The following is a 24,052-nucleotide window of genomic DNA, read 5'->3' as shown; positions in this document are numbered from 1 at the left end:
TTATTTCTTCGCGGCGTTGGATTTGTCGAAGGCCGACAGCAGGGCTTCGCCCTCGGGGCCGGCGCGTTTGATCCAGTCGGCCTTCATGATGCCGCCTACCTGGCGCAAGTCGGCCACCAGTTTGGGGGAAGGCGTCATGATCTTCATGCCTTTTTCAGCCAGTGCTTTTTTGTAGAAGTCATTCTTTTCCTCGCTGACTTTCCAGCCGCGGGTTTCTGCGTCGGCGGCAGCTTTCAGGACAGCCGCCTGGGTAGGCGCATCCAGCGCGTCAAAGGATTTTTTGTTGACGATGACGGCGTTCTTGGGCAACCAGGCCTGCACGTCATACCAGTATTTGATGCTTTCATAGGTCTTGGTGTCGTAGCCGGTCGATCCCGAGCTCATGTAGCTGTTGACGACGCCTGTTGCCATGGCCTGGCTCAATTCCGCTGCCTGCACGGTCACAGGTTGCGCACCGACCAGTTCGGCAATCTTGCTGGTAGCCGGGCTGTAGGCGCGCCACTTCAGGCCCTTCATGTCAGCAACAGCGGTGATTTCCTTGTTGACGTAAATGCCCTGGGGTGGCCAGGCCACGGTGTAGAGCAGCTTCATGCCTTGCGCGCCCAGCAGCTTTTCCAGTGCCGGCTTTTGCGCTTCGGCCAGCTTGTGTGCCGTGGCGTAGCTGGAGGCCACAAAGGGCAGGCCGTCTGCACCGTAAATCGGATTCTCGTTTTCGAAGTTGACCAGCAGCACTTCGCCGATCTGTGCCTGGCCGCCTTGCACCGCGCGCTTGATCTCGTTGGCCTTGAACAAGGAGGCATTGGCATGCACCGTGATCTTGAGCTTGCCACCGCTGGCCTTGTCGACGTCTGCAGCGAACTGCGTCAGGTTTTCTGTATGGAAATTGCTGGCCGGGTAGGCGGCGGGAAGGTCCCATTTGGTCTGGGCGAAGGCGCTGGTGCCGAATGCGAGTGAAGCGGCCACCAGGGTGACTTTGAATTTCATGAAAAGCTCCAGGACAAGGAATTAATAAGTAGTAATAGGATAGACGCAAATCCCGCGCCAGTTTCACCGGGCATACCCCGAAAACCGGCGCACCTTGTTCCAGCCCGTTCCCCTGATGCCGAGAGCCAGCCATGAACCTGCGTTTTGTTGAAGCCTTTTATTGGGTGGCCTCGCTCAAAAGTATTTCGCGTGCGGCCGAAAAGCTTTTCCTCACGCAGTCGGCCATGTCCAGCCGCATCGCCACGCTGGAAGAGGAGCTGGGCATTCTGTTATTGGATCGGGCGGGCAAGCAGTTCAAGCTCACCGCGGCGGGCGCACGCTTTCTGGTCTATGCGCAAAAGCTGCTCGAGCTGCAGCGCGAGGTCAAGCATGAGATGGGGTCGGGCGAGCCCATGGCGGTTTCCATGCGCATTGGCGCCATTGAATCGGTCCTGCATTCCTGGCTGATTCCATGGCTCGAAAAGCTCAGGGCGGAGCACCCGGGGCTGGAGCTGGAGCTGACGGTGGAAACCACGCCCATTCTGGTGGACCAGATCCAGCGCGGCACCCTGGACCTGGTTTTTGCCGTGCTGCCCGCATCCGCTGAAGGTGTTCGCAACCAGGCGCTTCCGACCATGGACATGGTGTTTGTCGGCCATCCGGAGCTGCACAAGAAGCGGAACTACCGCCTCAGCGAGCTGGCCGAAATGGAATTGCTCACCTTCCAGAAGGGCTCGCAGCCGCACGTCACGCTGCTCGACCTGTTCAGGCAACACCGGCTGGAGCCCAAAAAGGTGCATGCGATTTCGTCGATTTCCGCGATGGTGCAACTGGTGCAGGGAGGCTTCGGCGTCGCCATGCTGCCGCGCGCGGCGGTTGAGCGGCTGACCGGCTTTGCCCGGCTGAAACCATTGACCTGCGACGCGAAACTGCAGTCCTTGCCTATCCACGCCAGTTACCGCACGGATCCCAGTTCCAAGACGGTGGAAACGATTCTGCAATCGGCGGTTGTTTTTGCCGGTAGCCGGAAAAACGCACCAAAAGGGCGTCAGAAAGTGGTCTAAGGTAAACCCTTATCATCGAAAAAATCGATGACGTAAGCGAAAAATTTTGAATTTGCTGAAGGCCCGCGACACTCACACAATTCGCCCATCGTCATGAAAGTGACATACGCAACGGGGAATTTTCTGGTGAGCACATCGACTGAATCGGCACTCTCGGTTTTCGGCGCAGGCGGCATCAACGATGCCGCTCACGTACGCAGCGTTATCCGCCAAGGCCGATGGACATCGCAGACGAGCGGCCTGGCCAACGGCCATGTGCAGGGGAATGTAGTCATCCTTCCGGCTGCTGAAGCCGGGGACTTCCTGCGTTACTGCCAGCGCAACCCCAAGCCCTGTCCCGTGCTGGCGGTTTCCGAGCCCGGGCATGCAGGGTTGCCGGCTCTGGGTGCGGACATCGATATCTGCACCGACCTGCCGCGCTACCGTGTGTGGCGGCACGGTGAACTGGTCGACGAGCCGACGGACATCAGCGCGCTGTGGCGCAAGGACATGGTGACGTTTGTGCTCGGCTGTTCGTTCTCGTTCGAACAAGCCTTGCAGGAAGCCGGGTTGCGCATCAAGCACATCGACCAGGGCCGGAATGTACCGATGTACCGTACGAACACCGCGACCGTGCCGGCAGGACCATTTCACGGGCCCATGGTGGTCACCATGCGGCCCTTCAAGGCTGCGGATGCGATTCGCGCTGTCCAGATTACGTCGCGGTTTCCCGATGTACATGGCGCGCCCGTGCACATTGGTGATCCGGCACAAATCGGCATCTCCGACCTGGCCAGTCCCGACTACGGCGACGCGGTTGAGGTGTTGGCTGATGAAATTCCTGTGTTCTGGGCCTGCGGCGTCACGCCGCAGGCAGCCATCATGCAGGCCCGTCCCGAGTTCTGCATTACGCACGCTCCGGGCGCGATGCTGATCACCGATTTGTTGAACCACCACCTGGCCACTCTCTGAGGCCCTTTTTTTACTGGAGATCATGATGAAAAAACTGCTTGTTTCCCTGGCTGCCATTGCCGCCTTCGGCGCCTCGTGGGGCCAAACCAAATGGGACCTTCCAACCGGCTATGGCGCCAACAGCTTCCAGACCCAGAACGTGCAGCAGTTCGCCAACGAGGTAGAGCAGCTGACTGGCGGCAAACTCAAGATCACACTGCACGCGGGTGGTTCTCTCTACAAAACCAACGAGATCAAACGTGCGGTTCAGACCGGCCAGGTGCAGGCGGCCGAGTTCATCCTTTCCGGTGCTGCCAACGAGAACCCCCTGTTCGGCGCTGACTCCATCCCCTTCCTGGCTACCAGTTACGCTGATGCAAAGCGCCTGTATGTTGCGGCCAAACCCGCGCAGGACAAGCTGCTGGCCTCCCAGGGGGTCAAGGTCCTGTTCACCGTGCCATGGCCCGGCCAGTCGCTGTACTCGCTCAAGCCCATCAGCACGCCGGCCGACTTTGCCGGTACCAAGATGCGTGCCTACAACCCGGCAACGACGCGTATCGCCCAGCTCCTCAAGGCGCAACCGGTGACCATCCAGCTGGCCGAACTGGGCCAGGCCCTGGCCACTGGTGGTGTGCAGAATTTCCTGACGTCCAGTGCCAGCGGCGTGGAAAGCAAGTTGCATGAGCAGGTCAAGTACTTCTACCCCGTCAGCGCCTGGCTTCCGCGCAATGCAACAGTGGTGAGCCAGAAGGCGTTCGACGCGCTGGACAAGCCCACCCAGGATGCGCTGCTCAAGGCCGCTGCCGCTGCAGAGCAGCGCGGCTGGGCCACCAGCGAAAAGCTGGATGGTGAATACATGAAAGAACTTGCCGCCAAGGGCATGACCATCAGCGCGCCTTCGGACAGCGTCAAGAAAGAACTCGCTGCCATCGGCGAGACCATGACGGCTGAATGGCTGAAGACCGCTGGCCCCGAAGGGCAGGCTGTGATCGACGCTTACCGCAAGAAGTAGCCTTGCCGCGGCGGGCGGGTTTGTCTGTGCAACGCAGACCCGTCGGCAGAAGGCCCGCTGCTTTCTTTTCCTTTCTTTGATCGATGCAGGAGCACGTGATGAGCAAACTCGTCCGGAATTTTTACAAACTGCTAATGGGCTTGTCCTGTATGGCCATGCTGGCGGCTTTTTGCACCGTCATGCTGGGTGTGCTGGCGCGTGAGGCGAACTGGGATATTCCTGGTCTAGACGCTTACGCTGGGTATGCAATTGCGGCGGCCCTGTTCCTCGCGCTTCCCGGCACGCTTCAGCACGGCGATCACATCCGCGTAACCCTGTTGCTTGAACGCGTTTCTCCCAGGGTGCGCGGCATTCTTGAGTGGTGGTCCCTGGGTGCCGGGCTGGCCCTGGCGGTTTATGTGGCCTGGTATGCGATACGGCTGGTCTGGGTGTCGTACAGCACGCACGACATTTCACCGGCAGCAGACGCCTCCCCGCTGTGGATTCCTCAGCTGGCCATGGCGCTGGGCTGCATCGGCTTCGCACTGTCTTTTGTCCAGGCGCTGGTCGAGCGCTGGTACGGCGGCAGCTTCATTGCTGTCTCCACTGAAGCTGCCCACGTCGAATAAATCCCGAAAGGAAAAACAAAATGGACGTCGTTATTGCTTTCGGGTTGATCGTGCTGCTTTTTGTGGCGCTGGGATCGGGTTTGTGGATCGGGCTGTCTTTGCTGGCTGTGGCCTTGCTGGGAATGGAATTGCTGACCCAGCGGCCTGTGGGAGACAGCATGGTGCTTACCATTTGGGGCTCAACCTCCAGCTGGACGCTGACCGCGCTGCCACTGTTTCTGTGGATGGGCGAAATCCTGTTTCGCAGCAAATTGTCCGACAGCATGTTCAAAGGGCTGGCGCCCTGGCTGGACCGTTTGCCGGGCCGGTTGCTGCATATCAACGTGGTGGGCTGCACCATCTTCGCCGCGATTTCGGGCTCGTCGGCGGCCACCTGCGCCACCATCGGCAAGATCACCCTGCCCGAGCTCAAAAAACGTGGCTACCCCGACGACATTTCCGTCGGGACGCTGGCCGGCGCGGGCACTCTGGGCTTGTTGATCCCGCCGTCCATCATCATGATCGTGTATGGCGTGGCCGCCAATGTGTCGATCGCCAAGCTGTTTCTGGCCGGTGTGATTCCAGGCTTGATGCTGGCTGCGCTGTTCATGGGCTACATCGTGGTCTGGGCGCTGTTCAACAAGGACAAGGTGCCTGCGGCTGACGCGGCCATGAGTTTCGGCCAGAAGATTTATGCGTCGCGCCACCTGATTCCCGTGGTGTCGCTGATCGTGGTGGTGCTGGGCGGCATTTACAGCGGCATTGCCACCGCTACGGAAGCCGCTGCGCTGGGGGTGGCCGGCTCGCTTGTGCTGGCTGCTATCGAGGGTTCACTGAACTGGAGCAAGTTCAAGGAAGGGCTGGTCGCCGCCTGCCGCATCTACTGCATGATCGGCCTGATCCTCGCCGGCGCGGCTTTCCTGACCCTGGCCATGGGTTTCATCGGCCTGCCGCGGCACCTGGCTGAATTCATCGGCGCACTCCATCTTTCTCCCTTCATGCTCATGCTGGGGCTGATCGCTTTCTTTATTGTGCTGGGTTGCTTTCTGGACGGCATCTCGGTTGTCGTGCTGACCATTGCGGTGTTGCTGCCGACGGTACAAGCCGCCGGGTTCGACCTGATCTGGTTCGGCATCTTCATCGTGCTGGTGGTTGAGATGGCCCAAATCACACCGCCGGTCGGGTTCAATCTTTTTGTCATCCAGGGCCTGACAAGGCGCGAGGTGACCTGGATCGCGCGCACGGCGCTGCCCTTGTTCTTTCTCATGATTGTTGCGGTATTGATCACCTACTTCTTTCCCGATGTGGTGCTGTGGCTGCCACGTCATATGTAGCCCAACAGCAAGCAGCCACTTCTTTTCAGGAGTTCCCATGAAAAAGCTTTTGATGTCCGCCTTGTGCGCGGTTTCGCTGGGCCACGTCCCCACCGTAATGGCCCAGACAACCTGGAAGCTGGCCACGGGCTACCGGGCAGAGTCCTTCCATACGCAAAACCTCCTGCAGTTTGGGCGCGATGTGGATCTGGCCACGCGCGGACAGCTCGTCATACAGGTGTACCCCAACAACACGCTGGCCAAGCTGGCGGACATCAGCGCGGCCGTGCGGCAGGGAAAGGCCGAAGCAGGCGAGACCATCATGGCGAGCATGGTCAAGGAAATTCCGCTGGCGGGCGCGGACTCCATTCCCTTCGTCGTCGCCTCCTACAAGGACGCGCAGCGCCTATGGAAGTTGCAGCGGCCCGGCCTTGAAAAGCATTTCACCGAGCATGGCATGAAGCTCCTTTATGCCGTGCCGTGGCCGCCGCAAGGCCTGCATTCGAACAAGCCGGTGCGGGGCCCGGCGGACTTTCGCGGCACCCAGATGCGCACCTACAACCAGACGACCACACGCATCGCGGAAATGCTGGGCGCCAAGCCGGTGGACGTGGCCATGGTCGATGTGGGCAAGGCATTGGCCGAAGGCCGGATGGACAACATGATCACGTCGGCGCTGACCGGCGTTGAGAACAAAGTGTGGGGCTCGATCAAGTATTACTACGAGATCAATGCCTGGTTCCCCAAAAATGCGGTGTTTGTGAACAGCAAGGTCTTTGATGCACTGAAGCCCGAAGCGCGCGCTGCCGTGCTCAAGGCGGCGGGTGAGGCGGAAGTCCGCGGCTGGCAGACCAGCCAGGCACTGGCCACCAGCGCGACCGAAGAATTGCGCGCCAACGGTGTGAAGATTGAACGCATTCCCCCCGAACTGGACACCGAGATCAAGCGCATGGGCGAGAAGTTCTCGCGCGAGTGGATACGATCAGTGGGCAACGAAGCCAACGATATTTTTGTGCCGTACTACATGCCGCAATAAGCACAGGCTTTGAATCGTATGACAACCCCTTCCGGATCCATCGCTGCCTACCTTCATGCCAAGGATGGCAACCGGCCTCACCTGCTGGCGCAGGCCTTTACGGACGATGCCATGCTGCAGGTAACCGTCCACACCGGTGCGATCTCGTTTCCGCCGGTGTCCCGGGGGCGGGATGCCATCGGCGATGTGCTGGTGCGCCGTTTTGGGCAGACCTTCGAGAATGTCTATACCTTTTGCCTGGGTTCGCCGCCGGGGGTCGACACACAGGTATTTTGCTGTGACTGGCTGGTTGTCATGACGGAAAAAGACAGCCGTGTCGTGCGGGTCGGGTGCGGCCGCTACGATTGGTGTTTTTCGCCGCCATCGTGTCTGGCGGAAAGCCTTTCGATCACCATCGCGACCATGCAGGCCTTGCCGGCCTCGCACATGGATGAGGTCATGGATTGGGTCGCCGGTCTTCCCTATCCCTGGTGCCCGGTTTCGACGGCCCTGCGGGGCGCGCCGGATATCCAGCACCTGACGCCGGTACTTGGGTACATTGGCAGGTCACAGCCGGCAGGTTTTCCGGACAAAAAATCCCGGCCGGCAGCGCCCCGGAGCGTCGCGCCAAGCCAGGCCTGACAACACAGATCCATAGGGATCAGCAAAAAACACATTAACTTTGAAACCAAAAATCATGCAAGACACCACATCAAAACCGGGCGGCGATCGTTGGCAATTCTGGATAGACCGGGGCGGCACCTTCACGGACATCGTGGCCAAAAAACCCGACGGTTCCCTGGTCACGCACAAGCTGCTGTCGGAAAACCCGGAGCAGTACCGCGATGCGGCCGTCGCCGGCATCCGCCACTTGCTGGGCCTGAAGGCGGGCGAGCCGATACGCGCCGACGTGGTGGACTGCGTGAAGATGGGCACGACCGTGGCCACCAATGCGCTGCTGGAGCGCAAGGGTGAGCCGACATTGCTGGTGACTACGCGGGGCTTCAGGGATGCCCTGCGCATTGCCTACCAGAACCGCCCCCGTTTGTTTGACCGACACATCGTACTGCCCGAATTGCTTTACAGCGCGGTGGTGGAAGCCCAGGAACGCGTGGGCGCGCAAGGCGAGGTGCTTCAGGCGCTGGACGAAGCGCTATTAAAAAAGGAGCTGCTTGCGCAGTACCAGAAAGGGCTGCGAAGTCTTGCGATTGTTTTTATGCATGGCTACCGGTTCACGGAGCACGAAAAGGCCGCCAAGCGCATTGCGGCCGAGGTGGGCTTTACCCAGATCAGCACCTCGCATGAAACCAGCCCGATGATGAAGTTTGTGAGTCGTGGCGATACCACGGTGGTGGACGCCTACCTGTCGCCCATCCTGCGCCGTTATGTGGAGCAGGTCGCCAGCGAGATGCCGGGCGTGCGGCTGTTCTTCATGCAATCTTCGGGCGGCCTGACGGATGCGCATGTATTCCAGGGCAAGGACGCCATCCTTTCCGGACCGGCCGGCGGGATTGTGGGAATGGCCCGCACGGCGGCGATTGCAGGCCACGCCAAGGTCATTGGCTTTGACATGGGTGGCACGTCCACCGACGTATCGCACTACGCCGGGGAGTTCGAGCGCGAATTTGAGACGCAGGTGGCTGGCGTGCGCATGCGGGCACCGATGATGAGCATCCACACCGTGGCGGCGGGTGGCGGCTCCATCCTCAAGTTTGACGGCGAGCGTTTCCGGGTTGGCCCGCAAAGCGCAGGCGCTAACCCTGGCCCAGCCAGCTACCGGCGCGGCGGGCGCCTGGCGGTGACCGATGCCAACGTGATGGTCGGCAAAGTGCAGCCACGCTATTTTCCGAAAGTGTTCGGCCCCAACGCGGATGAGCCCTTGAGCTACGAGGCCGTAGAGGCCCAGTTCAACGAACTGGCAGGACAGACCGGCCGCAGCGCCGAGGTGGTGGCCGAGGGCTTCATCAACATCGCGGTGCAGCAGATGGCCAACGCCATCAAGAAAATTTCGGTGGCGCGCGGCTACGACGTGACCCGCTACACGCTGCAATGCTTTGGCGGCGCGGGTGGTCAGCACGCCTGCCTGGTGGCCGATGCACTGGGTATGACCAAAGTCTTTGTCCATCCGCTGGCGGGCGTGCTCAGCGCTTACGGCATGGGACTGGCAGACCAGAACGTGATTCGTGAGCAGGCGGTGGAGCTCAAACTTTCGGCCGCCGTGCTCCCCGAAATTGAGGGGAAACTCAAGGAACTCGCGGCCATGGCGGAAGGGGAACTGCACCGCCAGCAAGTCAGCACAGGCAGCATTACCACCCACCACCGCGTGCATGTGCGTTATGAAGGCAGTGACTCCGCGCTCATCGTGCCCTTTGGCAGCCTGGACGAGATTGAATCCGGGTTCGAAGCGGCTTACCGCCAGCGGTTTGCTTTTTTGATGCAGGGCAAGGGCCTGGTTGTGGAGGCCGTGTCGGTGGAAGCCGTAGTAGCGGGCGACGCACCCGCTGAGCCGCGCCATGCCACGCATGAGCCGCGCGAAGTGCCGCGCCGTGAAACCGTGCGCATGTACTCGGGTGGCCAGTGGCATGATGCCGCGCTGGTTGTGCGTGAAGACCTGCGGCCGGGCGACATCATCTCTGGCCCGGCCATCATTGCCGAGAAGAATGCCACCACGGTCGTGGAGCCGGGCTGGGAGGCTGCGCTGACCGCGCTGGACCACCTGGTGCTGGACCGCAGGGCCGAACGCGCCGTGAAGTTTGCGGCGGGCACCACGGTAGACCCTGTGCTGCTGGAGGTCTTCAACAACCTCTTCATGAACATTGCCGAACAGATGGGTCTGCAGCTGCAGAACACGGCTTACTCGGTCAACATCAAGGAGCGCCTGGATTTCAGCTGCGCGCTGTTTGACACCGAAGGCAACCTGATCGCGAACGCGCCGCACATGCCGGTGCATTTGGGCTCCATGGGCGAAAGTATCAAGACGGTGATCCGCGAGAACGCCGGCAAGATGCAGCCCGGCGATGTCTATGTACTGAACGATCCATACCACGGCGGCACCCATTTGCCTGACATCACCGTCATCACGCCGGTCTACCTTGGCGCTGCGGAACAGCCCACGTTTTACGTCGGTTCGCGCGGCCACCATGCCGACATCGGCGGCATCACGCCGGGCTCCATGCCGCCGTTCTCGACCTTGATTGAAGAAGAGGGTGTGCAGATCAACAATGTCAAGCTGGTGGAACGCGGTGTGCTGCGCGAAGCAGAAATGATTTCGCTGCTCAAAAGCGGCAAATATCCCAGCCGCAATCCGCAGCAAAACATGGCTGACCTGAAAGCGCAAATCGCCGCCAATGAAAAGGGCGTGCAGGAGTTGCGCAAGATGGTCGACACCTTCAGCCTGGAAGTAGTGCTGGCCTATATGCGCCATGTGCAGGACAACGCCGAAGAGTCGGTGCGCCGCGTGATCACGCGCCTCAAGGATGGGGAGTTCACCTTGCCGCTGGATAACGGCGCCCAGATCAAGGTGGCCATCCGCGTTGACGTCAAAGGGCGCAGCGCTGAAATCGATTTCTCCGGCACATCGCCGCAGCAGACCAATAACTTCAACGCACCGACGGCGGTGTGCATGGCGGCGGTGCTGTATGTGTTCCGCACGCTGGTGGATGACGACATCCCGCTGAATGCCGGCTGCCTCAAGCCGCTCAAGGTCATCATTCCGCCGGGCTCCATGTTGAACCCGAATCCACCGGCATCGGTGGTGGCGGGCAATGTGGAAACTTCTACCTGCATCACCAATGCGCTTTACGGTGCGTTGGGCGTGATGGCGGCGGGCCAGTGCACGATGAACAACTTCACCTTCGGCAATGCACGCCACCAGTATTACGAAACCATTTCGGGCGGTTCGGGTGCCGGTGGAAAGCTGGATGACGCGGGCAAGCTGGTGTCGGGTTTTGACGGCACCTCCGTCGTGCAGGCCCATATGACCAATTCACGGCTGACCGATCCGGAGGTGCTCGAGTTCCGTTTTCCGGTGCGGCTGGAAAGCTATGAGATCCGCCAGGGTTCCGGTGGCGCAGGCCGCTGGCAGGGCGGCAACGGCGGTGTGCGGCGAGTGCGTTTTCTTGAAGCCATGACTGCCAGCATTTTGTCGAATGGCCGCACACACGGCGCGTTCGGCATGGCGGGCGGCCAGGCGGGGCAGGTCGGGCAGAACGTCGTGGTCCGGGCGCACGGCCAGATCGAGACACTGGGCCATATTGGGCAAGCCGAGATGCAGCCTGGTGATATTTTTGAAATCCATACGCCGGGCGGTGGGGGTTACGGCAAGGGATCGTTGGCGTGAGCCGTTGCGGGAGGCGCATTGCGACCTGCCGCGCGCGCAGCACAAAGATCATCCGCACCCGCACCCGATGACGAAGCGATGCGCATAAAGCTGTACCAGCGCGATACCTCGGTCTATTCCTATAAGGTGCGGCTGCTGTTGGCTTTGCTGCGCGTGCCGTATGAGTCTGTGGCGGTGAAGCGCCTGCCTGATGGCCGCAACGAAGTGGGGCCGGAGTACCTGCGGTTGAATCCGCGCGGTCAGATTCCTACATTGGACGACGATGGCATGGTGCTGTGGGGAAGTACTGCAATATTGACCTACATCGCCCTGCGTTACGACCCGCCGCGGCATTGGCTTCCTGGCGATGCCGCAGCCGCGGCCGAGGTGGCGCAATGGCTGGAGCTGGCGCAGAACGAAGTGCGTACGGGCCTGTTCCTCACGCGCGCCATCTCGCGCTTCGGTTATGCGGGCGACCTGACCAAGGCCAGAAGCACCGCGCTGGCCGCGCTGCGGCTGCTGGAGCAGCGCCTGCGTGGCCGGACATGGCTGGTGGGCGAGAGGCCGACGCTGGCCGACTTGGCCTGCTTTCCAGAGGTTGCCTTGAATGAGGGCGCGGAATTCGATCCGGCGGAGTTTCCTTCTGTGCAGTCCTGGTTGCAGCGCTTCCGGGGCGTTGCGGGATTTGTGCCGCCGGAGCTTCCGAGGGTTTGAATGCTTGTCCTCAAACTCATGCTTGTTGCGCTGTCGGTGCTGCTGTCCACGCTCGCGGCGCGGCGTTTTGGCCACCACGTGGGTGGCGCGGTGGCCGGAATGCCCATGATTGCTGCGCCCATCATCGCCATCCTCTTGCTGGACCATGATGCCGGGCAGGTGAGGGCGGTTGCCTTGGCCACCCTGGTCTGCCTGCCGGCGGCGATTGTGCACATCGTTTGCTTCGCTGCCGGCGCCGGGCGCTGGGGCGTGCCGGTGTGTCTGCCACTGGCGCTTGTAGCCTATGCCTGCATGTCGGCGATTCTCACGCAACTGTCGCTTGCACCCGTGCTTGCCTGCCTGCTGGCCCTGGCTGCGCCCGCTGCTGGCCTGTGGTTCGCAGCTCACCACGTAAGGCCCGCCACACCCGTCGCGGTGCCCGGGCTGGAGTTGGTGCTGCGCGTCGCCGCCGCGGTGGCGATGGCCGCCGTCATCATCGTGGGCGCCGACGTGCTGCCGCCCGCAGTCAGCGGCCTGCTGCTGGCGGTGCCGATCACCGGCACGGTGCTGCCCTGTTTCACCTTGCCGCGCTACGGGGCCGCCGCGACCCGCTCTCTGATGGCGGGTTTTTTGCAGGGCCTGCATGGCTTCGCGGCTTTCTTCATTACGCTGTATTGGGCTCTGGACGCCACTGGCCGGCTGGCTGCCTTTCTGATCGCCCTGGGTGCCGCGCTGGCCACCGCCGCGGCGATGCAGGCCTTGCGGCGGCGGATTGAGCAATCCGGAACCGCTGGTACGGCCTGATAGCCCTATAAGGCCCCATAATGCGGCGCCATGGACACCTCTACTTTCGTCGACAACTACCGCTTGCTCGCCCGCTACAACCGCTGGTTCAACCAGCATGTGTACGACGCCGGCGAGCAGCTGACGGACGAAGAACGCAAGCGTGATCGCGGCGCCTTCTTCGGCTCCATCCACAATACACTCAACCACGTGATGTGGGGCGACCAGGCCTGGCTGAAGCGCTTCGCCGCGCAGGGCGTGACTTTTGAGGCGCTGCCTGACTCGCTGCTGGCCCTGCCGGCCGGCGCGCTGCATGGAACTGTGCTGTTCGAGGATTGGGCCGCCTTGCGCGCGCAACGCGAGCGCCTGGATGTCGCCATCGAGGATTTCGCGAACCGCATGCCACCGGACTATCCCCTGCGCACCATGCGCTATGCCAATACGCGAGGCGTGCAGCGTGAGCACCCGGCGTGGCAGGCGCTGACGCATTTCTTCAATCACCAGACCCACCACCGGGGGCAAGTGACCGCGCTGCTCATGCAGGCCGGCGTCGATCCTGGAACCACCGACCTGATCGCCATCATCTGAAAGGGTGCTGCTGTTTTTATAGCCGCTTGCGAGCGATCCACACGCGCTGCAACTTGATTCGCCAATGAAAAACCCGCCGGATGGCGGTTTTTTTGCGGGACCGGGGAAGCGGCTTTACTTCTTGGCGGCGCTGGCGGCTGGCTTGGCGGTGTCGGCCTTGGCTTCAGGCTTGGCGTCCTTGGCCTTCTTGGCTTCGACCTTGGCGGTTTTTTCAGCGTCGGCCTTGGCTTTGGCTTCGTCAGCCTTCTTTTTCTTTTCGTCAGCCTTGGCCTTCTTGTCGGCCTCCTTTTTGGCCTTGGCTTCATCAGCCTTGGCTTTGGCCTCGGCCTTGGGGTCTTTCTTCTCGGCGACCGCTACAGGAGCCGGTGCCGTGGCGACAGGCGCGGCCGGCTTGGCTTCGGCTTTTTTCTCTTCGGCTTTGGCGGCTGCTTTGTCGTCCTTCTTTGCGGTGGCAGCGGGTTTGTCATCTTTCTTGGCGGCCGGGTTTGCCGCCACGCCCTTGAAGCTGGCACCGCCCACCGTCAGGCCTTCGGCGGAAAACTTGGCGGCATTGCCCTCGCCCACGCCCTTGACGCGTTCGATGAAGTCGTTCCAGTCCTTGAAACTGCCTTTTTTTCGCTCGTCGAGGATCTTGGCCGAGATGCCGGGGCCTATGCCTTTGATGCCGTCGAGGTCGGCCGCAGTGGCCTTGTTGACGTCAACGGCGGCAAACGACACGGCCACGTACATGGCGGCGACAAAAGCCAGTATTTTTTTGAACATGAGAAAACCCCTCAAGGATTGGATTGTTGTGAAAGCACGTGATTCATCCTTGTGAAAAGGATGTCTTCTTCATAACGGCTTGTGAGGGGCGGCGTTGACGGCCCCAATGGGCTTTCGGGCCAGGAAAACCCTAGCTCTGTGAGCGAAGCCTCAGCCCGCAGCGGCGCTCAGGGTCTGCATGTAAGCCGTCACACCGGTTTGCACATCGGCGAACACGTGATCGCAGCCGGCCGCGCGCAGCGCGCGAGGGTCGGCCTGGGTGTAGCTCTGGTATTTGCCGACGAGCGCGGGCGGGAAGGCGATGTAGTCGATCAGGCCGCCGCGCACAGCTTCCTCGAGGCTCAGGGCCGCGGCGTTCTGCCCTTTGCGCAGCGTGTTCACGACGGCCAGGGCCACGTCGTTGAAAGGCTGGGCCCGGCCGGTGCCGAGGTTGAAGATGCCGGACTTGCCTGGGTTGTCGAAGAACCAGAGGTTCACGGCCACCACGTCGTCGATGAAGATGAAGTCGCGCATCTGGCCGCCTGGGCCGTAGCCACCGTATTCGCCGAAGAGCTTGACCTTGCCCTCGGCCTGGAACTGGTTGAACTGGTGGAAGGCGACGCTGGCCATGCGGCCCTTGTGTTGCTCACGTGGGCCGTAAACGTTGAAGTAGCGAAAGCCCGCGACCTGGGTGGCAGCGTTTTCAAAGCGGGCGCCGAGCTCGCGCCGCATGCGCTGGTCGAACAGCAGCTTGGAATAGCCGTAGACGTTGAGCGGGCGCTCGAATTCGGGCGACTCGGTAAAGGTGTCCGAGCCGCCGTAAGTGGCAGCCGACGAGGCATACAGCAGGCGCGTGCCCTGGTCCTGGCAGGCATGGAACAGCTCGCAGGACAGCGTGTAGTTGTTGTCCATCATGTACTTGCCGTCGGTTTCCATGGTGTCGCTGCACGCGCCTTCGTGGAACACGGCCTCGACCTGGCCGTAGGCGCCTTCGGAGAACAGGTCATAGAAGTCGTCGGCGTCGACATAGTCGGCGATCTTCAGGTCGGCCAGGTTGCGGAACTTGTCGCCGTGCGTCAGGTCGTCGACGGCGATGATGTCGTCGATGCCGCGGGCATTGAGTCCTTTGATGATGTTGCTGCCAATAAAACCCGCAGCACCGGTCACAACTATTTTCATGGTGAATCCTTTAACCTGAGCCGTAATTTAATGCGCGGCAAACAACTCGTCGTAACTGACCGTTGCGGTACCAAACTTGCCGACCACGATGCCGCCGGCCCGGTTGGCGATCGGCACCGCATCACGAAGGCTCATGCCAGTGGCCGCCATGGCTGCCAGTGTGGCGATCACCGTATCACCGGCGCCGGTCACGTCGAACACCTCACGCGCCACGGCGGGTACATTCAGTTCGCCCTGGGCATCAAACAGTGTCATGCCTTCTTCGCTGCGGGTCAGCAGCAGGGCATCGAGGCTGAGTGTGGTGCGCAGGTTGTGAGCCTTGATGCGCAGATCGGCTTCATCGCTCCAGGTGCCGATGACATGCTCAAGCTCGGCGCGGTTAGGCGTGATGACGCTGGCATTCTTGTAGCGTGCGTAGTCAGCACCTTTGGGATCAACCAGTACTACTTTGCCTGCAGCGCGTGCCTGGGCGATCATCAGCACAATGTGCGCAAGGCCGCCCTTGCCGTAGTCGGAAAAAAGCACGGCATCGTGTTGCGTGTGCAGTTTTTCAAAAGTGGCAGACTGCGAAGCGAGCACTTCGTTTTCCGGTGTGTTCTCGAAATCAAGCCGGATCAGTTGTTGCTGGCGGCCAATCACGCGTAGCTTGACCGTCGTTTTGAGCCGTGCATCGCGGCCGAAGTAGGGGGCGATGCCGGTTTTGGCGACCAGTGTTTCCAGCTGGTGGCTGGCCTCATCGTCGCCCACCACGGTCAGCAGCGAGGCTTGCGCGCCCAGCGTGACGATGTTGTAGGCTACGTTGGCGGCAGCGCCTATGCGTTCCTCGGTGCGCGTGACACGCACCACGGGTACAGGGGCTTCAGGCGAAATGCGGTCCACCGCGCCGTACCAGTACCGGTCCAGCATGGCATCGCCCACCACCAGCACACGCGCTTTGGCGATTTGTTCAGGGGATAGTTTTGAAACTGTTGTCATGTTTTTATCTGTTCTCATGCAAGGAACAGCGTGGAACCGGCTTTGCCGGGCCACAGCTGTTGCCCCCTGCAAGGGGGGAAGGCGCTACACGCAGTGAGCGTCCGACGGGGGTGTTCATAACTCCTCGATCCGGCGAGTCGGGTAGCTGTCCCAGGCCTGGCAGCCGGGGCAGTGCCAGAAGTGCTGGGTGGCTTCAAAGCCGCATGCGGCACATCGATAGCGCATCAACGGCTTGGTTGCCTGGCCCAGCGAGCGCTGCACCAGGGCGTGATGATGCGCGTCCTGGAGTTGCTCGCCTTCTATCCATTTGCCGGCGGCGACGAGGGACGCCTGGCGTTCCATGTGCCTGGCATACCACTGGCGAGCCGATGCGGGGTCTTTTTCCAGCTTGACGATGGCTTCGACAACGTCGATGGATGGCGTATCGGCGTAGCTGGTCTTTAGCAGCTCCAGCGCGGCGGCTTCCTGGCCGTTTGCCTGAGCGATGTTGGCAAGCAAGCCTGCGGCAAGCGGCAGGCCCTGCGGCGCCAACTCTTCCAGCTTCTGCAACGTCCGCAGGGCATCCTGTGGTTTGCCAAGCTGGTGCTGCAGTTTGGCCAGGTCTATCAGCGGCCGAGCTGATACCGGGGCCATGGCAACAGCTTGCCGCAATGTGTCCAGGGCTTGTTCCGTATCACCTGCCGCTATAGAGGCAATGGCCTGTTCGCAGAGGTAATGGGCTTGCCGGGCACTGAAGCTGCCGTGGCTTGATGTACCCAGCCTGGCGGCGATTTCCGTGGCGTTGGCCCAGTCGCGTGAACGTTCATAAATGGACAGCAACGCAAGCCGGGCTTCCTCCTCGAAGGGAGTGCCCTCGAGTTTGCGCAGCGCGGCCTCGGCGCGATCGAGCAGGCCGGCCTTGAGGAAATCCAGGGCCAGTGCGTGCTGGGCACGGTCACGTTCGGGTTGTGTCAGGTCACCGCGCGACATCAGGTGTTCGTGTACGCGCACCGCGCGCTCGTATTCACCACGGCGGCGAAACAGGTTGCCCAGGGCAAAGTGAAGCTCGGAAGTGTCGGGGTCGTTCTGTACGGCTTCGATAAAGGCGTCAATGGCCTGGTCTTGCTGCTCATTGAGCAGAAAGTTCAGGCCTTTGAAGTAGGCTTTGGGCGCCTGACGGTTTTCGATGCGCAGCTGCCGCAAGTCCAGTCGCGAAGCCAGCCATCCCAGGGTGAAGGCGATTGGAAAACCGAGCAGGACCCAGGTGAAGTCAAATTCCATGGTGAAGTGTTGACGGGTCTTCTGTCACGGTATGGGGCCCCATGGTGGACGAGGCATATTTGGCCGATCTGCGCTTTTTCCACCAGCGCGGCATCATGACAAGAATGCCGAGTGCCAGCCCGCAGGCAAAGACAGTCAAGACAACCAGCACCAGGGGTGCCTGCCATGTTGTACCGAAGAAAAAATTCACCGAAACCGTCTGCTGGTTATTCAGTGCAAAAGCGAAGAGTGTAAAAAAAATGGCTGCCTTGAGCAGCCACATGAGGTATTTCACTTGGTCATCCCCCGTGGTGGTCTGGCGATTGTAGCCAGACCACCGTGGGAAAACGGCAAGACTTTACTTCGGATCCGTGACCGCCAGGAGTTCCTGGGTACGGGCATCCACCGCTTCCCGCAATGCCTTGCCTGGTTTGAAATGGGGCACCCGCTTCTCAGGGATGGCCACACTTTCACCGGAACGCGGATTACGGCCCATGCGGGGCGGGCGGCGGTTGATGGAAAAACTGCCAAACCCCCTGATTTCAATCCGGTGGCCGCGCACCAGCGCATCGCTCATGGCATCAAGAATCGTCTTGACGGCATATTCGGCGTCGCGGTGCGTCAGCTGGCTGAATCGGGCCGCCAGTTCTTCGACAAGGTCGCTTCGGGTCATGGATAAGGCTAGGTCCTGGCTTGCATCACCGTGCAGCCGCCCAGAGGCAACTGCACGGCGGGCAATCGCTTACTTTTCGGCGTTGTCCATCTTTGCGCGCAGCAGTGCGCCAAGGTTGGTCAGGCCGGCGCTTTCGCGCGACGACTGCTGGCTCAGGGTTGCCATGGCTTCCTGTTGGTCAGCGTTGTCCTTGGCTTTGACCGACAGCTGGATGTTGCGGGTCTTGCGATCCACGTTCACCACAACTGCGGACACTTCGTCGCCTTCTTTCAGTACGTTGCGTGCGTCTTCAACGCGGTCACGGCTGATTTCGCTGGCGCGCAGGTAGCCGATGATGTCTTCGCCCAGGTCGATTTCGGCGCCCTTGGCGTCAACGGTCTTGACCTTGCCGGTCACGATCGCGCCCTTGTCGTTGATCGACACGAACGTGGTGAATGGATCGGAGTCCAGCTGCTTGATGCCCAGGGAGATGCGCTCGCGGTCGACGTCGACAGCCAGAACGATCGCTTCGACTTCCTGGCCCTTTTTGTAGTTGCGCACGGCGGCTTCGCCAGGCTCATTCCACGAAAGGTCAGACAGGTGCACGAGGCCGTCGATACCGGCAGCCAAGCCCACGAAGACGCCGAAGTCGGTGATCGACTTGATCGGGCCCTTGACGCGGTCGCCGCGCTTGGTTTCCTGTGCGAACTCTTGCCATGGGTTGGCCTTGCACTGCTTCATGCCCAGGCTGATGCGGCGCTTGTCTTCGTCGATCTCGAGGACCATGACTTCGACTTCGTCGCCCAGTGCCACGAGCTTGCTAGGAGCAACGTTCTTGTTGGTCCAGTCCATTTCAGACACGTGGACCAAGCCTTCGATGCCGGGCTCGAGTTCAACAAATGCGCCGTAGTCGGCGATGTTGGTGATCTTGCCGAACAGACGGGTGCCTTGTGGATAGCGGCGGTTCACGCCCATCCAAGGATCGTCGCCCATTTGCTTCAGACCCAGCGAGACACGGTTCTTTTCGGTGTCGAACTTCAGGATCTTGGCAACGATTTCCTGGCCAGCCGTCACCACTTCGCTTGGGTGACGCACGCGGCGCCATGCCATGTCGGTGATGTGCAGAAGGCCGTCAATGCCGCCGAGGTCAACGAATGCACCGTATTCGGTGATGTTCTTGACCACGCCCTTGACGGAAGAACCTTCCTTGAGGGTTTCCATCAGCTTGGCGCGTTCTTCGCCCATGGATGCCTCGACAACCGCACGGCGTGACAGTACGACGTTGTTGCGCTTGCGGTCCAGCTTGATGACCTTGAATTCCATGGTCTTGTTCTCGTACGGAGACAAGTCCTTGATGGGGCGGGTGTCGATGAGCGAACCGGGCAGGAAAGCGCGGATGCCGTTGACGAGGACGGTAAGGCCGCCCTTGACCTTGCCGCTGGTCTGACCGGTGACGAATTCGCCGGACTCCAGGGCTTTTTCCAGGCTCATCCACGAAGCCAGGCGCTTGGCCTTGTCGCGCGACAGCAGGGTGTCGCCATAGCCGTTTTCGACGGAGTCGATGGCAACGGAAACGAAATCGCCGACCTGGACTTCGAGTTCGCCCTGGTCGTTCTTGAATTCTTCGAGCGGCACGTAGGCCTCGGACTTCAGTCCGGCGTTGACGACGACGTGGTTGTGGTCGATACGAACGACTTCAGCGGTGATGACTTCACCGGTGCGCATTTCAGAGCGCTGGAGCGATTCGTTAAATAGATCGGCAAAAGATTCAGACATGATTTTCCTAGTCCACACAACAGGGTTCCAATAGCGGGATTGCTATTGTTTTTATAGCTGCTTGCGGCGGTTGTTTGCGGCCAGACGTTGAATAAGGCTGCGGGTTACGTTAATGAACCTGCTGACCAAGCGCAGGGTGCGCGTCGGGGGTCAGAAGGGCCGGGTGCCTTGCCACCAGTCAATCACCTGATCGACCGACTTTTCAATCGACAAATACGAATTGTCCAGCGGATGGGCGTCATCAGCAGGCTTCAAAGGGGCGGCTTTTCGCGAGGAATCGCGGGCGTCACGTGCCTCTAAATCTTGCTGAATCTCGCTGATTATAGCTGAATTTCCCTTTGAAATCAATTGCTTATGCCTGCGTTCAGCGCGATGGCGGGCACTGGCCGTCAGGTAGATTTTGAGGGGGGCGTCGGGGAAAATGACGGTGCCCATGTCCCGTCCGTCTGCCACCAGCCCGGGCAGCTGCCGGAAACTATGCTGCAGGGCCAGCAGCGCAGCGCGAACCTCAGGATGGGCTGAAACCCGGGAGGCGGCCATCCCGGCCGCTTCGGAACGGATCGCTTCCGACACATCTTCCGCACCGAGGAAAACCCGGTCACCCTGAAAACGAACTGACATGGCGCGGGCGACTTGCGCGACAGCGGCGCCGTCATCCAGCGAAACGTCGGCACGTAAAGCGGCAAATGCACTCAAGCGGTACAGGGCGCCGGAGTCAAGGTAGTGGTAACCGAGCCGTTGGGCGGTCAGCGCCGCCAGGGTTCCCTTGCCCGACGCGGTGGGACCATCGACGCAAATCACCGGAATGTGGTCAGTATCCGCTTTGGCGACCGTGAACAGGGCCTCAAAGTAGTCCGGAAATGTTTTGCCGACACATTTGGGATCAAGAATCCGGATGGGCAACCGGGCTGGGTTGAAGGCGGCCAGAGAAAAGCACATGGCTACGCGGTGATCGTCGTAGGTGCGAATGGGAGCGGTTTTCCATCCACCGGTTAGGGGCGGCGTGATTTTGAGGTAATCCGCCCCTTCTTCCACCGTGGCGCCGAGCTTTTGCAACTCGCAGGCCATCGCGGCGATACGGTCAGTTTCCTTGACGCGCCAGCTGGCGATATTGCGCAAACTGGTGGTCCCGTCCGCATATAGCGCCATCACCGCCAGCGTCATCGCGGCGTCGGGAATGTGGTTGCAGTCCAGGTCAATCGCCTTGAGCGGCCATGTGCCGCGCGAGACGCGCAGTGAATTAGGCGTGCTGTCGATGCGTGCGCCCATCATGCGTGCGGCCTCTACGAAACGGATGTCGCCCTGGATGGAGTCGGCGCCCACACCCAAAACTTCAACGCCATTTTTGCCTGCAGCGCCCGACGCTATTGCGCCAAGTGCTATGAAATAGCTAGCGGAAGAGGCGTCACCCTCCACATGGATTTCTCCGGGCGACTGGTAACGGCTGCCGGCCGGGATGATGAATTGTTCCCAGCCTTTGCGCCGCACGTCGATGCCGAAGCGTTGCAGCAACTTGAGCGTGATTTCAATATACGGCCGTGAAATCAGTTCCCCTACTACTTCAATGCAGATGTCATTGGCAGCCACAATCGGCAGAGCCATCAGCAGGGCCGTCAAGAACTGGCTGGAAACGTCTCCGCGCACCCGGATGGGTTCGTTCAGTTTGAGCGGCCCGGAACGAAGGCGCAGGGGCGGAAAGCCTTCATTGCCCAGATAGTCGATGGAGCAGCCCAATTGCCGCAGGGCATCAACCAGGTCGCCGATAGGCCTTTCGTGCATTCGGGCCACACCGGAGAGCTCAAATTCCCCGCCCAGCAAAGCCAGCGCGGCCGTCAATGGCCGCATGGCAGTGCCGGCATTGCCCAGAAACAGCTTGGCCGGCGTGTGAGCGGTTCGGCCGCCAAGTCCGGTGATCACCGCGGTGCTGCCGTCCTGCCTTACCTCGCAGCCAAGCTGCCTGAGTGCCGCCAGCATCACGGCAGTGTCGTCAGAGGCCAGGAGATCGTGGACTGTGGTTTCGCCGTGGCTCAGGGCGGCCAGCAGCAGGACGCGATTGGAAATACTTTTGGATCCGGGCAGGCGGACGGCGCCTCCCGCGCCGCTCAAGGGCGGGATGTCCAGGAACTCGATGTCGAACATGAACTGCCGGTTTACTTATGCGATTTTTGAGAAGAGATGCGCCAGTTGGCGCGCGTCTCGCTGGCTTGCTCGATGAGTGTTTCGAGGCCGTCGCCATTGCTGCCGGAAATAAGCTGCTCAAGGGACTGCAGGGTCTGCTGGAAGATCTTCGACTGTGCCAGCAACTCTTCCCGGTTGGCGATCAGGATGTCGCGCCACATCTTTGGATCACTGGCGGCGATGCGCGTGAAGTCGCGGAAACCTGGTCCGGCGAGGGACATGTAATCCTTCCCGTGCTCCTGCCCCGTAATGCCGTTGATCAGCGCAAAGGCGATCAGGTGAGGAAGGTGGCTGACTGCAGCGTAGGCTGCGTCATGTGCCTGCGGGGACATTTTGAGGACATGGCAGCCCATGGCAGTCCATACCTCAGTGGCCTTTTGCAACTGAACCGTGAAAGTCCGCTCTATCGGCGTCAGGATGACCTGCTTGCCGTTGTAGAGATCTACGTCGGCGTGTTCGACCCCCGACACTTCTTTGCCGGTGATGGGGTGGCAGGGTACAAAAGAGCCGACGTTGCCCTGCAGTACCCGCCGCGCGGCATCGACCACGTCGCGCTTGGTGGAGCCGACGTCCATGATCAGGGTGTTCGGGCCAACAAGGTGGCGGATCGCCTTGAAGGTGGCTTCGGTTGCTGAAACCGGTACCGCCAGAAGGACAATGTCAGCCCCCGAGACGGCCAGCAGGGCGGAAGGCGCCTCGACGTCAATGACGCCCATCTGGCGTGCGCGCTCTGTCGTCGACGGTGACTTGCTGTAGCCGACCACGCGCTTGACCAACCCGGCGCGCTTGAGCGCCAAGGCAAAAGAACCGCCCATCAGGCCGCATCCGATGAGACCTAATTGTTCAAACATGTCGTGGTACCAAAGGTTTTTTTAATTCGTGCATTAATCGCTGACAGGGTAGGTTCCGAGAACCTTGTAAAAGGCACACATTTGTTGCAGGTCGGCCAGCGCCGCCATGACGTGGTCTTGCGAAGGGTGACCTTGCAAATCGATATAAAAATAATATTCCCACTGACCTGATCGCGCCGGGCGCGATTCAAAGCGGGTCATGGAGACGCCGTGCGCCTTCAGGGGCATCAGGATGTCATGAACCGCTCCCGGACGGTTCGGCACAGACACCACCAGGCTGACGCAGTCTTTCCCGGAGACTGGCGGAGAAGGCAGCGTTTGCGGCAGACACACCACGGCAAAACGCGTGCGGTTAAATGCGTCATCCTGAATGGCGTGGGCTGCCGTGTACAGCCCAAATTGCGTGGCCGCCCGGTCGCTGGCAATGCCTGCCCAAGCGGGGTTGGTAGACGCGAGGCGCGCGCCTTCCGCATTGCTGGATGCCGCGCGTCGCTCCACGTTGGGCAGGTGTGTGGTTAGCCAGCCTTGGCATTGGGCCAGCGCCTGTGGGTGTGCGTACACGGCTTCGATTCCCTCAAGGGACTCGGAAAGCCGCAGGAGGTTATGGCGCACCATCAGGCTGATTTCGCCGACGATATGCAGAGGCGAGTTCAGGAAAAGGTCAAGGGACCGGGACACGACGCCTTCGGTTGAATTTTCGACCGGCACAACACCGTAGCTGGCGCTGCCGGCTGCCGTCGCCCGAAAAACCTCGTCGATGCTGACGCAGGGTACGTGCTCGATGCTGGCACCAAAAAACTGCAACGCTGCCTGCTCGCTGAAAGTGCCAGCAGGACCGAGATACGCCACACGCACAGGAGATTCCAGTGCAAGGCAGGCTGACATGATTTCACGCCATACGGCAGCAACATGCTCATTTTTGAGCGGTCCCTGATTGGCTTGCTGGATCTGCTCAATGACCTGGGCGACGCGATCCGGACGAAAGAAGGGCGTGCCTTCGCGCTTTTTAACTTCCCCTACCTGCTCGGCGATTTGGGCGCGGCGGTTCATCAGGGCAAGCAGTTCCCTGTCCAGAGCATCGATCTGGACGCGTAAATCGGCAAGGTTGGTGGTCATATCAGGGGCCGTCCGAGCCGCGCCAGGTGCACCGGGAGACCCTCGGGGCAGTGAAAGTGACGGACATGGAGGTATTTCA

The 24,052-nt window shown here is 60.8% G+C and carries 22 protein-coding genes; 11 read left to right on the top strand and 11 right to left on the bottom strand.

Features of this window, described 5'->3' with window-relative positions; genetic code table 11:
• Complete coding sequence (locus ACQ4MS_RS02690) at positions 1-984, bottom strand: TRAP transporter substrate-binding protein (RefSeq protein WP_431097563.1); 984 nt, start codon at positions 982-984, stop codon at positions 1-3.
• Positions 985-1,115: 131 nt separating this feature from the next.
• On the opposite strand from ACQ4MS_RS02690, the gene ACQ4MS_RS02685 reads away from it, so the two are divergent.
• The 11 genes from ACQ4MS_RS02685 to ACQ4MS_RS02635 all read left to right on the top strand — a co-directional run bounded on the left by ACQ4MS_RS02685 (position 1,116) and on the right by ACQ4MS_RS02635 (position 13,266).
• Positions 1,116-2,027: a LysR family transcriptional regulator gene (locus tag ACQ4MS_RS02685; RefSeq protein WP_431097562.1), complete on the top strand. Its 912-nt coding sequence runs from the start codon at positions 1,116-1,118 to the stop codon at positions 2,025-2,027.
• A gap of 126 nt (positions 2,028-2,153) precedes the next feature.
• The gene (locus tag ACQ4MS_RS02680) at positions 2,154-2,978 is read left to right on the top strand and encodes a putative hydro-lyase (RefSeq protein ID WP_431097560.1); all 825 of its coding nucleotides are present in this window, start codon (positions 2,154-2,156) and stop codon (positions 2,976-2,978) included.
• Positions 2,979-3,000: 22 nt separating this feature from the next.
• Positions 3,001-3,969 (top strand): TRAP transporter substrate-binding protein, encoded by a 969-nt coding sequence (locus ACQ4MS_RS02675; protein ID WP_431097559.1) that lies wholly within the window; start codon positions 3,001-3,003, stop codon positions 3,967-3,969.
• 98 nt (positions 3,970-4,067) lie between these two features.
• A complete protein-coding gene (locus ACQ4MS_RS02670; protein WP_431097558.1) occupies positions 4,068-4,577 on the top strand; it encodes a TRAP transporter small permease in 510 nt (169 codons plus the stop codon).
• A 20-nt stretch (positions 4,578-4,597) separates the two neighbouring features.
• The gene (locus ACQ4MS_RS02665; protein WP_431097557.1) at positions 4,598-5,890 is read left to right on the top strand and encodes a TRAP transporter large permease; all 1,293 of its coding nucleotides are present in this window, start codon (positions 4,598-4,600) and stop codon (positions 5,888-5,890) included.
• 37 nt (positions 5,891-5,927) lie between these two features.
• Positions 5,928-6,905, top strand: coding sequence for a TRAP transporter substrate-binding protein (locus ACQ4MS_RS02660; RefSeq protein WP_431097556.1), 978 nt, complete (start codon positions 5,928-5,930; stop codon positions 6,903-6,905).
• Positions 6,906-6,923: 18 nt separating this feature from the next.
• Positions 6,924-7,526 carry a hypothetical protein gene (locus tag ACQ4MS_RS02655; RefSeq protein WP_431097554.1) on the top strand — a complete coding sequence of 201 codons (603 nt, stop codon included), beginning with the start codon at positions 6,924-6,926 and terminating at the stop codon, positions 7,524-7,526.
• Positions 7,527-7,581: 55 nt separating this feature from the next.
• Positions 7,582-11,223 (top strand): hydantoinase B/oxoprolinase family protein, encoded by a 3,642-nt coding sequence (locus ACQ4MS_RS02650; protein ID WP_431097553.1) that lies wholly within the window; start codon positions 7,582-7,584, stop codon positions 11,221-11,223.
• Between the two features lie 78 nt (positions 11,224-11,301).
• Positions 11,302-11,916 (top strand): glutathione S-transferase family protein, encoded by a 615-nt coding sequence (locus ACQ4MS_RS02645; RefSeq protein ID WP_431097552.1) that lies wholly within the window; start codon positions 11,302-11,304, stop codon positions 11,914-11,916.
• The gene (locus ACQ4MS_RS02640; protein WP_431097550.1) at positions 11,917-12,699 is read left to right on the top strand and encodes a hypothetical protein; all 783 of its coding nucleotides are present in this window, start codon (positions 11,917-11,919) and stop codon (positions 12,697-12,699) included.
• Between the two features lie 30 nt (positions 12,700-12,729).
• On the top strand, positions 12,730-13,266 hold the full coding sequence (locus tag ACQ4MS_RS02635) for a DinB family protein (protein WP_431097549.1): 537 nt from the start codon (positions 12,730-12,732) through the stop codon (positions 13,264-13,266).
• Positions 13,267-13,380: 114 nt separating this feature from the next.
• Here the strand turns inward: ACQ4MS_RS02635 and ACQ4MS_RS02630 are convergent, their stop codons facing one another.
• The 10 genes from ACQ4MS_RS02630 to pheA form a co-directional block, all read right to left on the bottom strand.
• Positions 13,381-14,028 (bottom strand): ComEA family DNA-binding protein, encoded by a 648-nt coding sequence (locus tag ACQ4MS_RS02630; RefSeq protein WP_431097548.1) that lies wholly within the window; start codon positions 14,026-14,028, stop codon positions 13,381-13,383.
• 150 nt (positions 14,029-14,178) lie between these two features.
• Positions 14,179-15,186: an ADP-glyceromanno-heptose 6-epimerase gene (gene rfaD / locus ACQ4MS_RS02625; RefSeq protein ID WP_431097547.1), complete on the bottom strand. Its 1,008-nt coding sequence runs from the start codon at positions 15,184-15,186 to the stop codon at positions 14,179-14,181.
• A gap of 27 nt (positions 15,187-15,213) precedes the next feature.
• Positions 15,214-16,161 carry a D-glycero-beta-D-manno-heptose-7-phosphate kinase gene (gene rfaE1, locus ACQ4MS_RS02620; RefSeq protein ID WP_431097546.1) on the bottom strand — a complete coding sequence of 316 codons (948 nt, stop codon included), beginning with the start codon at positions 16,159-16,161 and terminating at the stop codon, positions 15,214-15,216.
• A gap of 114 nt (positions 16,162-16,275) precedes the next feature.
• Positions 16,276-17,421, bottom strand: a complete 1,146-nt coding sequence (gene lapB / locus ACQ4MS_RS02615; protein ID WP_431097545.1) for a lipopolysaccharide assembly protein LapB — start codon at positions 17,419-17,421, stop codon at positions 16,276-16,278.
• Positions 17,411-17,695: a LapA family protein gene (locus ACQ4MS_RS02610; RefSeq protein ID WP_431097544.1), complete on the bottom strand. Its 285-nt coding sequence runs from the start codon at positions 17,693-17,695 to the stop codon at positions 17,411-17,413. The genes lapB and ACQ4MS_RS02610 overlap by 11 nt, the downstream gene beginning before the upstream one ends.
• 63 nt (positions 17,696-17,758) lie before the next feature.
• Positions 17,759-18,073, bottom strand: a complete 315-nt coding sequence (locus ACQ4MS_RS02605) for an integration host factor subunit beta (RefSeq protein WP_348043247.1) — start codon at positions 18,071-18,073, stop codon at positions 17,759-17,761.
• 69 nt (positions 18,074-18,142) lie between these two features.
• Complete coding sequence (gene rpsA, locus ACQ4MS_RS02600; protein WP_431097542.1) at positions 18,143-19,828, bottom strand: 30S ribosomal protein S1; 1,686 nt, start codon at positions 19,826-19,828, stop codon at positions 18,143-18,145.
• Positions 19,829-19,978: 150 nt separating this feature from the next.
• Positions 19,979-21,967 carry a bifunctional 3-phosphoshikimate 1-carboxyvinyltransferase/cytidylate kinase gene (locus ACQ4MS_RS02595; protein ID WP_431097541.1) on the bottom strand — a complete coding sequence of 663 codons (1,989 nt, stop codon included), beginning with the start codon at positions 21,965-21,967 and terminating at the stop codon, positions 19,979-19,981.
• Between the two features lie 11 nt (positions 21,968-21,978).
• Complete coding sequence (locus tag ACQ4MS_RS02590) at positions 21,979-22,857, bottom strand: prephenate dehydrogenase (protein WP_431097539.1); 879 nt, start codon at positions 22,855-22,857, stop codon at positions 21,979-21,981.
• Between the two features lie 33 nt (positions 22,858-22,890).
• A complete protein-coding gene (gene pheA, locus ACQ4MS_RS02585) occupies positions 22,891-23,973 on the bottom strand; it encodes a prephenate dehydratase (RefSeq protein ID WP_431097538.1) in 1,083 nt (360 codons plus the stop codon).
• Positions 23,974-24,052 lie beyond the last annotated feature (79 nt).

This window comes from Polaromonas aquatica (genome assembly GCF_050626995.1).
Lineage (GTDB): Bacteria > Pseudomonadota > Gammaproteobacteria > Burkholderiales > Burkholderiaceae_C > Polaromonas > Polaromonas aquatica_A.
The sequence above is the reverse complement of the archived record's forward strand: the minus strand, read 5'-3'. Positions and strand labels throughout refer to the sequence as shown.

Bases quoted from the DNA above. Each gene is read 5' to 3' on its own strand.
- rpsA (WP_431097542.1), bottom strand. From the start codon at position 19,828: ATGTCTGAATCTTTTGCCGATCTATTTAACGAATCGCTCCAGCGCTCT.
- ACQ4MS_RS02645 (WP_431097552.1), top strand. From the start codon at position 11,302: ATGCGCATAAAGCTGTACCAGCGCGATACCTCGGTCTATTCCTATAAG.
- ACQ4MS_RS02670 (WP_431097558.1), top strand. From the start codon at position 4,068: ATGAGCAAACTCGTCCGGAATTTTTACAAACTGCTAATGGGCTTGTCC.
- rfaD (WP_431097547.1), bottom strand. From the start codon at position 15,186: ATGAAAATAGTTGTGACCGGTGCTGCGGGTTTTATTGGCAGCAACATC.
- ACQ4MS_RS02665 (WP_431097557.1), top strand. From the start codon at position 4,598: ATGGACGTCGTTATTGCTTTCGGGTTGATCGTGCTGCTTTTTGTGGCG.
- ACQ4MS_RS02650 (WP_431097553.1), top strand. From the start codon at position 7,582: ATGCAAGACACCACATCAAAACCGGGCGGCGATCGTTGGCAATTCTGG.
- ACQ4MS_RS02590 (WP_431097539.1), bottom strand. From the start codon at position 22,857: ATGTTTGAACAATTAGGTCTCATCGGATGCGGCCTGATGGGCGGTTCT.
- ACQ4MS_RS02675 (WP_431097559.1), top strand. From the start codon at position 3,001: ATGATGAAAAAACTGCTTGTTTCCCTGGCTGCCATTGCCGCCTTCGGC.
- pheA (WP_431097538.1), bottom strand. From the start codon at position 23,973: ATGACCACCAACCTTGCCGATTTACGCGTCCAGATCGATGCTCTGGAC.
- ACQ4MS_RS02690 (WP_431097563.1), bottom strand. From the start codon at position 984: ATGAAATTCAAAGTCACCCTGGTGGCCGCTTCACTCGCATTCGGCACC.
- ACQ4MS_RS02660 (WP_431097556.1), top strand. From the start codon at position 5,928: ATGAAAAAGCTTTTGATGTCCGCCTTGTGCGCGGTTTCGCTGGGCCAC.
- ACQ4MS_RS02630 (WP_431097548.1), bottom strand. From the start codon at position 14,028: ATGTTCAAAAAAATACTGGCTTTTGTCGCCGCCATGTACGTGGCCGTG.
- ACQ4MS_RS02605 (WP_348043247.1), bottom strand. From the start codon at position 18,073: ATGACCCGAAGCGACCTTGTCGAAGAACTGGCGGCCCGATTCAGCCAG.
- ACQ4MS_RS02655 (WP_431097554.1), top strand. From the start codon at position 6,924: ATGACAACCCCTTCCGGATCCATCGCTGCCTACCTTCATGCCAAGGAT.
- lapB (WP_431097545.1), bottom strand. From the start codon at position 17,421: ATGGAATTTGACTTCACCTGGGTCCTGCTCGGTTTTCCAATCGCCTTC.
- rfaE1 (WP_431097546.1), bottom strand. From the start codon at position 16,161: ATGACAACAGTTTCAAAACTATCCCCTGAACAAATCGCCAAAGCGCGT.
- ACQ4MS_RS02635 (WP_431097549.1), top strand. From the start codon at position 12,730: ATGGACACCTCTACTTTCGTCGACAACTACCGCTTGCTCGCCCGCTAC.
- ACQ4MS_RS02640 (WP_431097550.1), top strand. From the start codon at position 11,917: ATGCTTGTCCTCAAACTCATGCTTGTTGCGCTGTCGGTGCTGCTGTCC.
- ACQ4MS_RS02685 (WP_431097562.1), top strand. From the start codon at position 1,116: ATGAACCTGCGTTTTGTTGAAGCCTTTTATTGGGTGGCCTCGCTCAAA.
- ACQ4MS_RS02595 (WP_431097541.1), bottom strand. From the start codon at position 21,967: ATGTTCGACATCGAGTTCCTGGACATCCCGCCCTTGAGCGGCGCGGGA.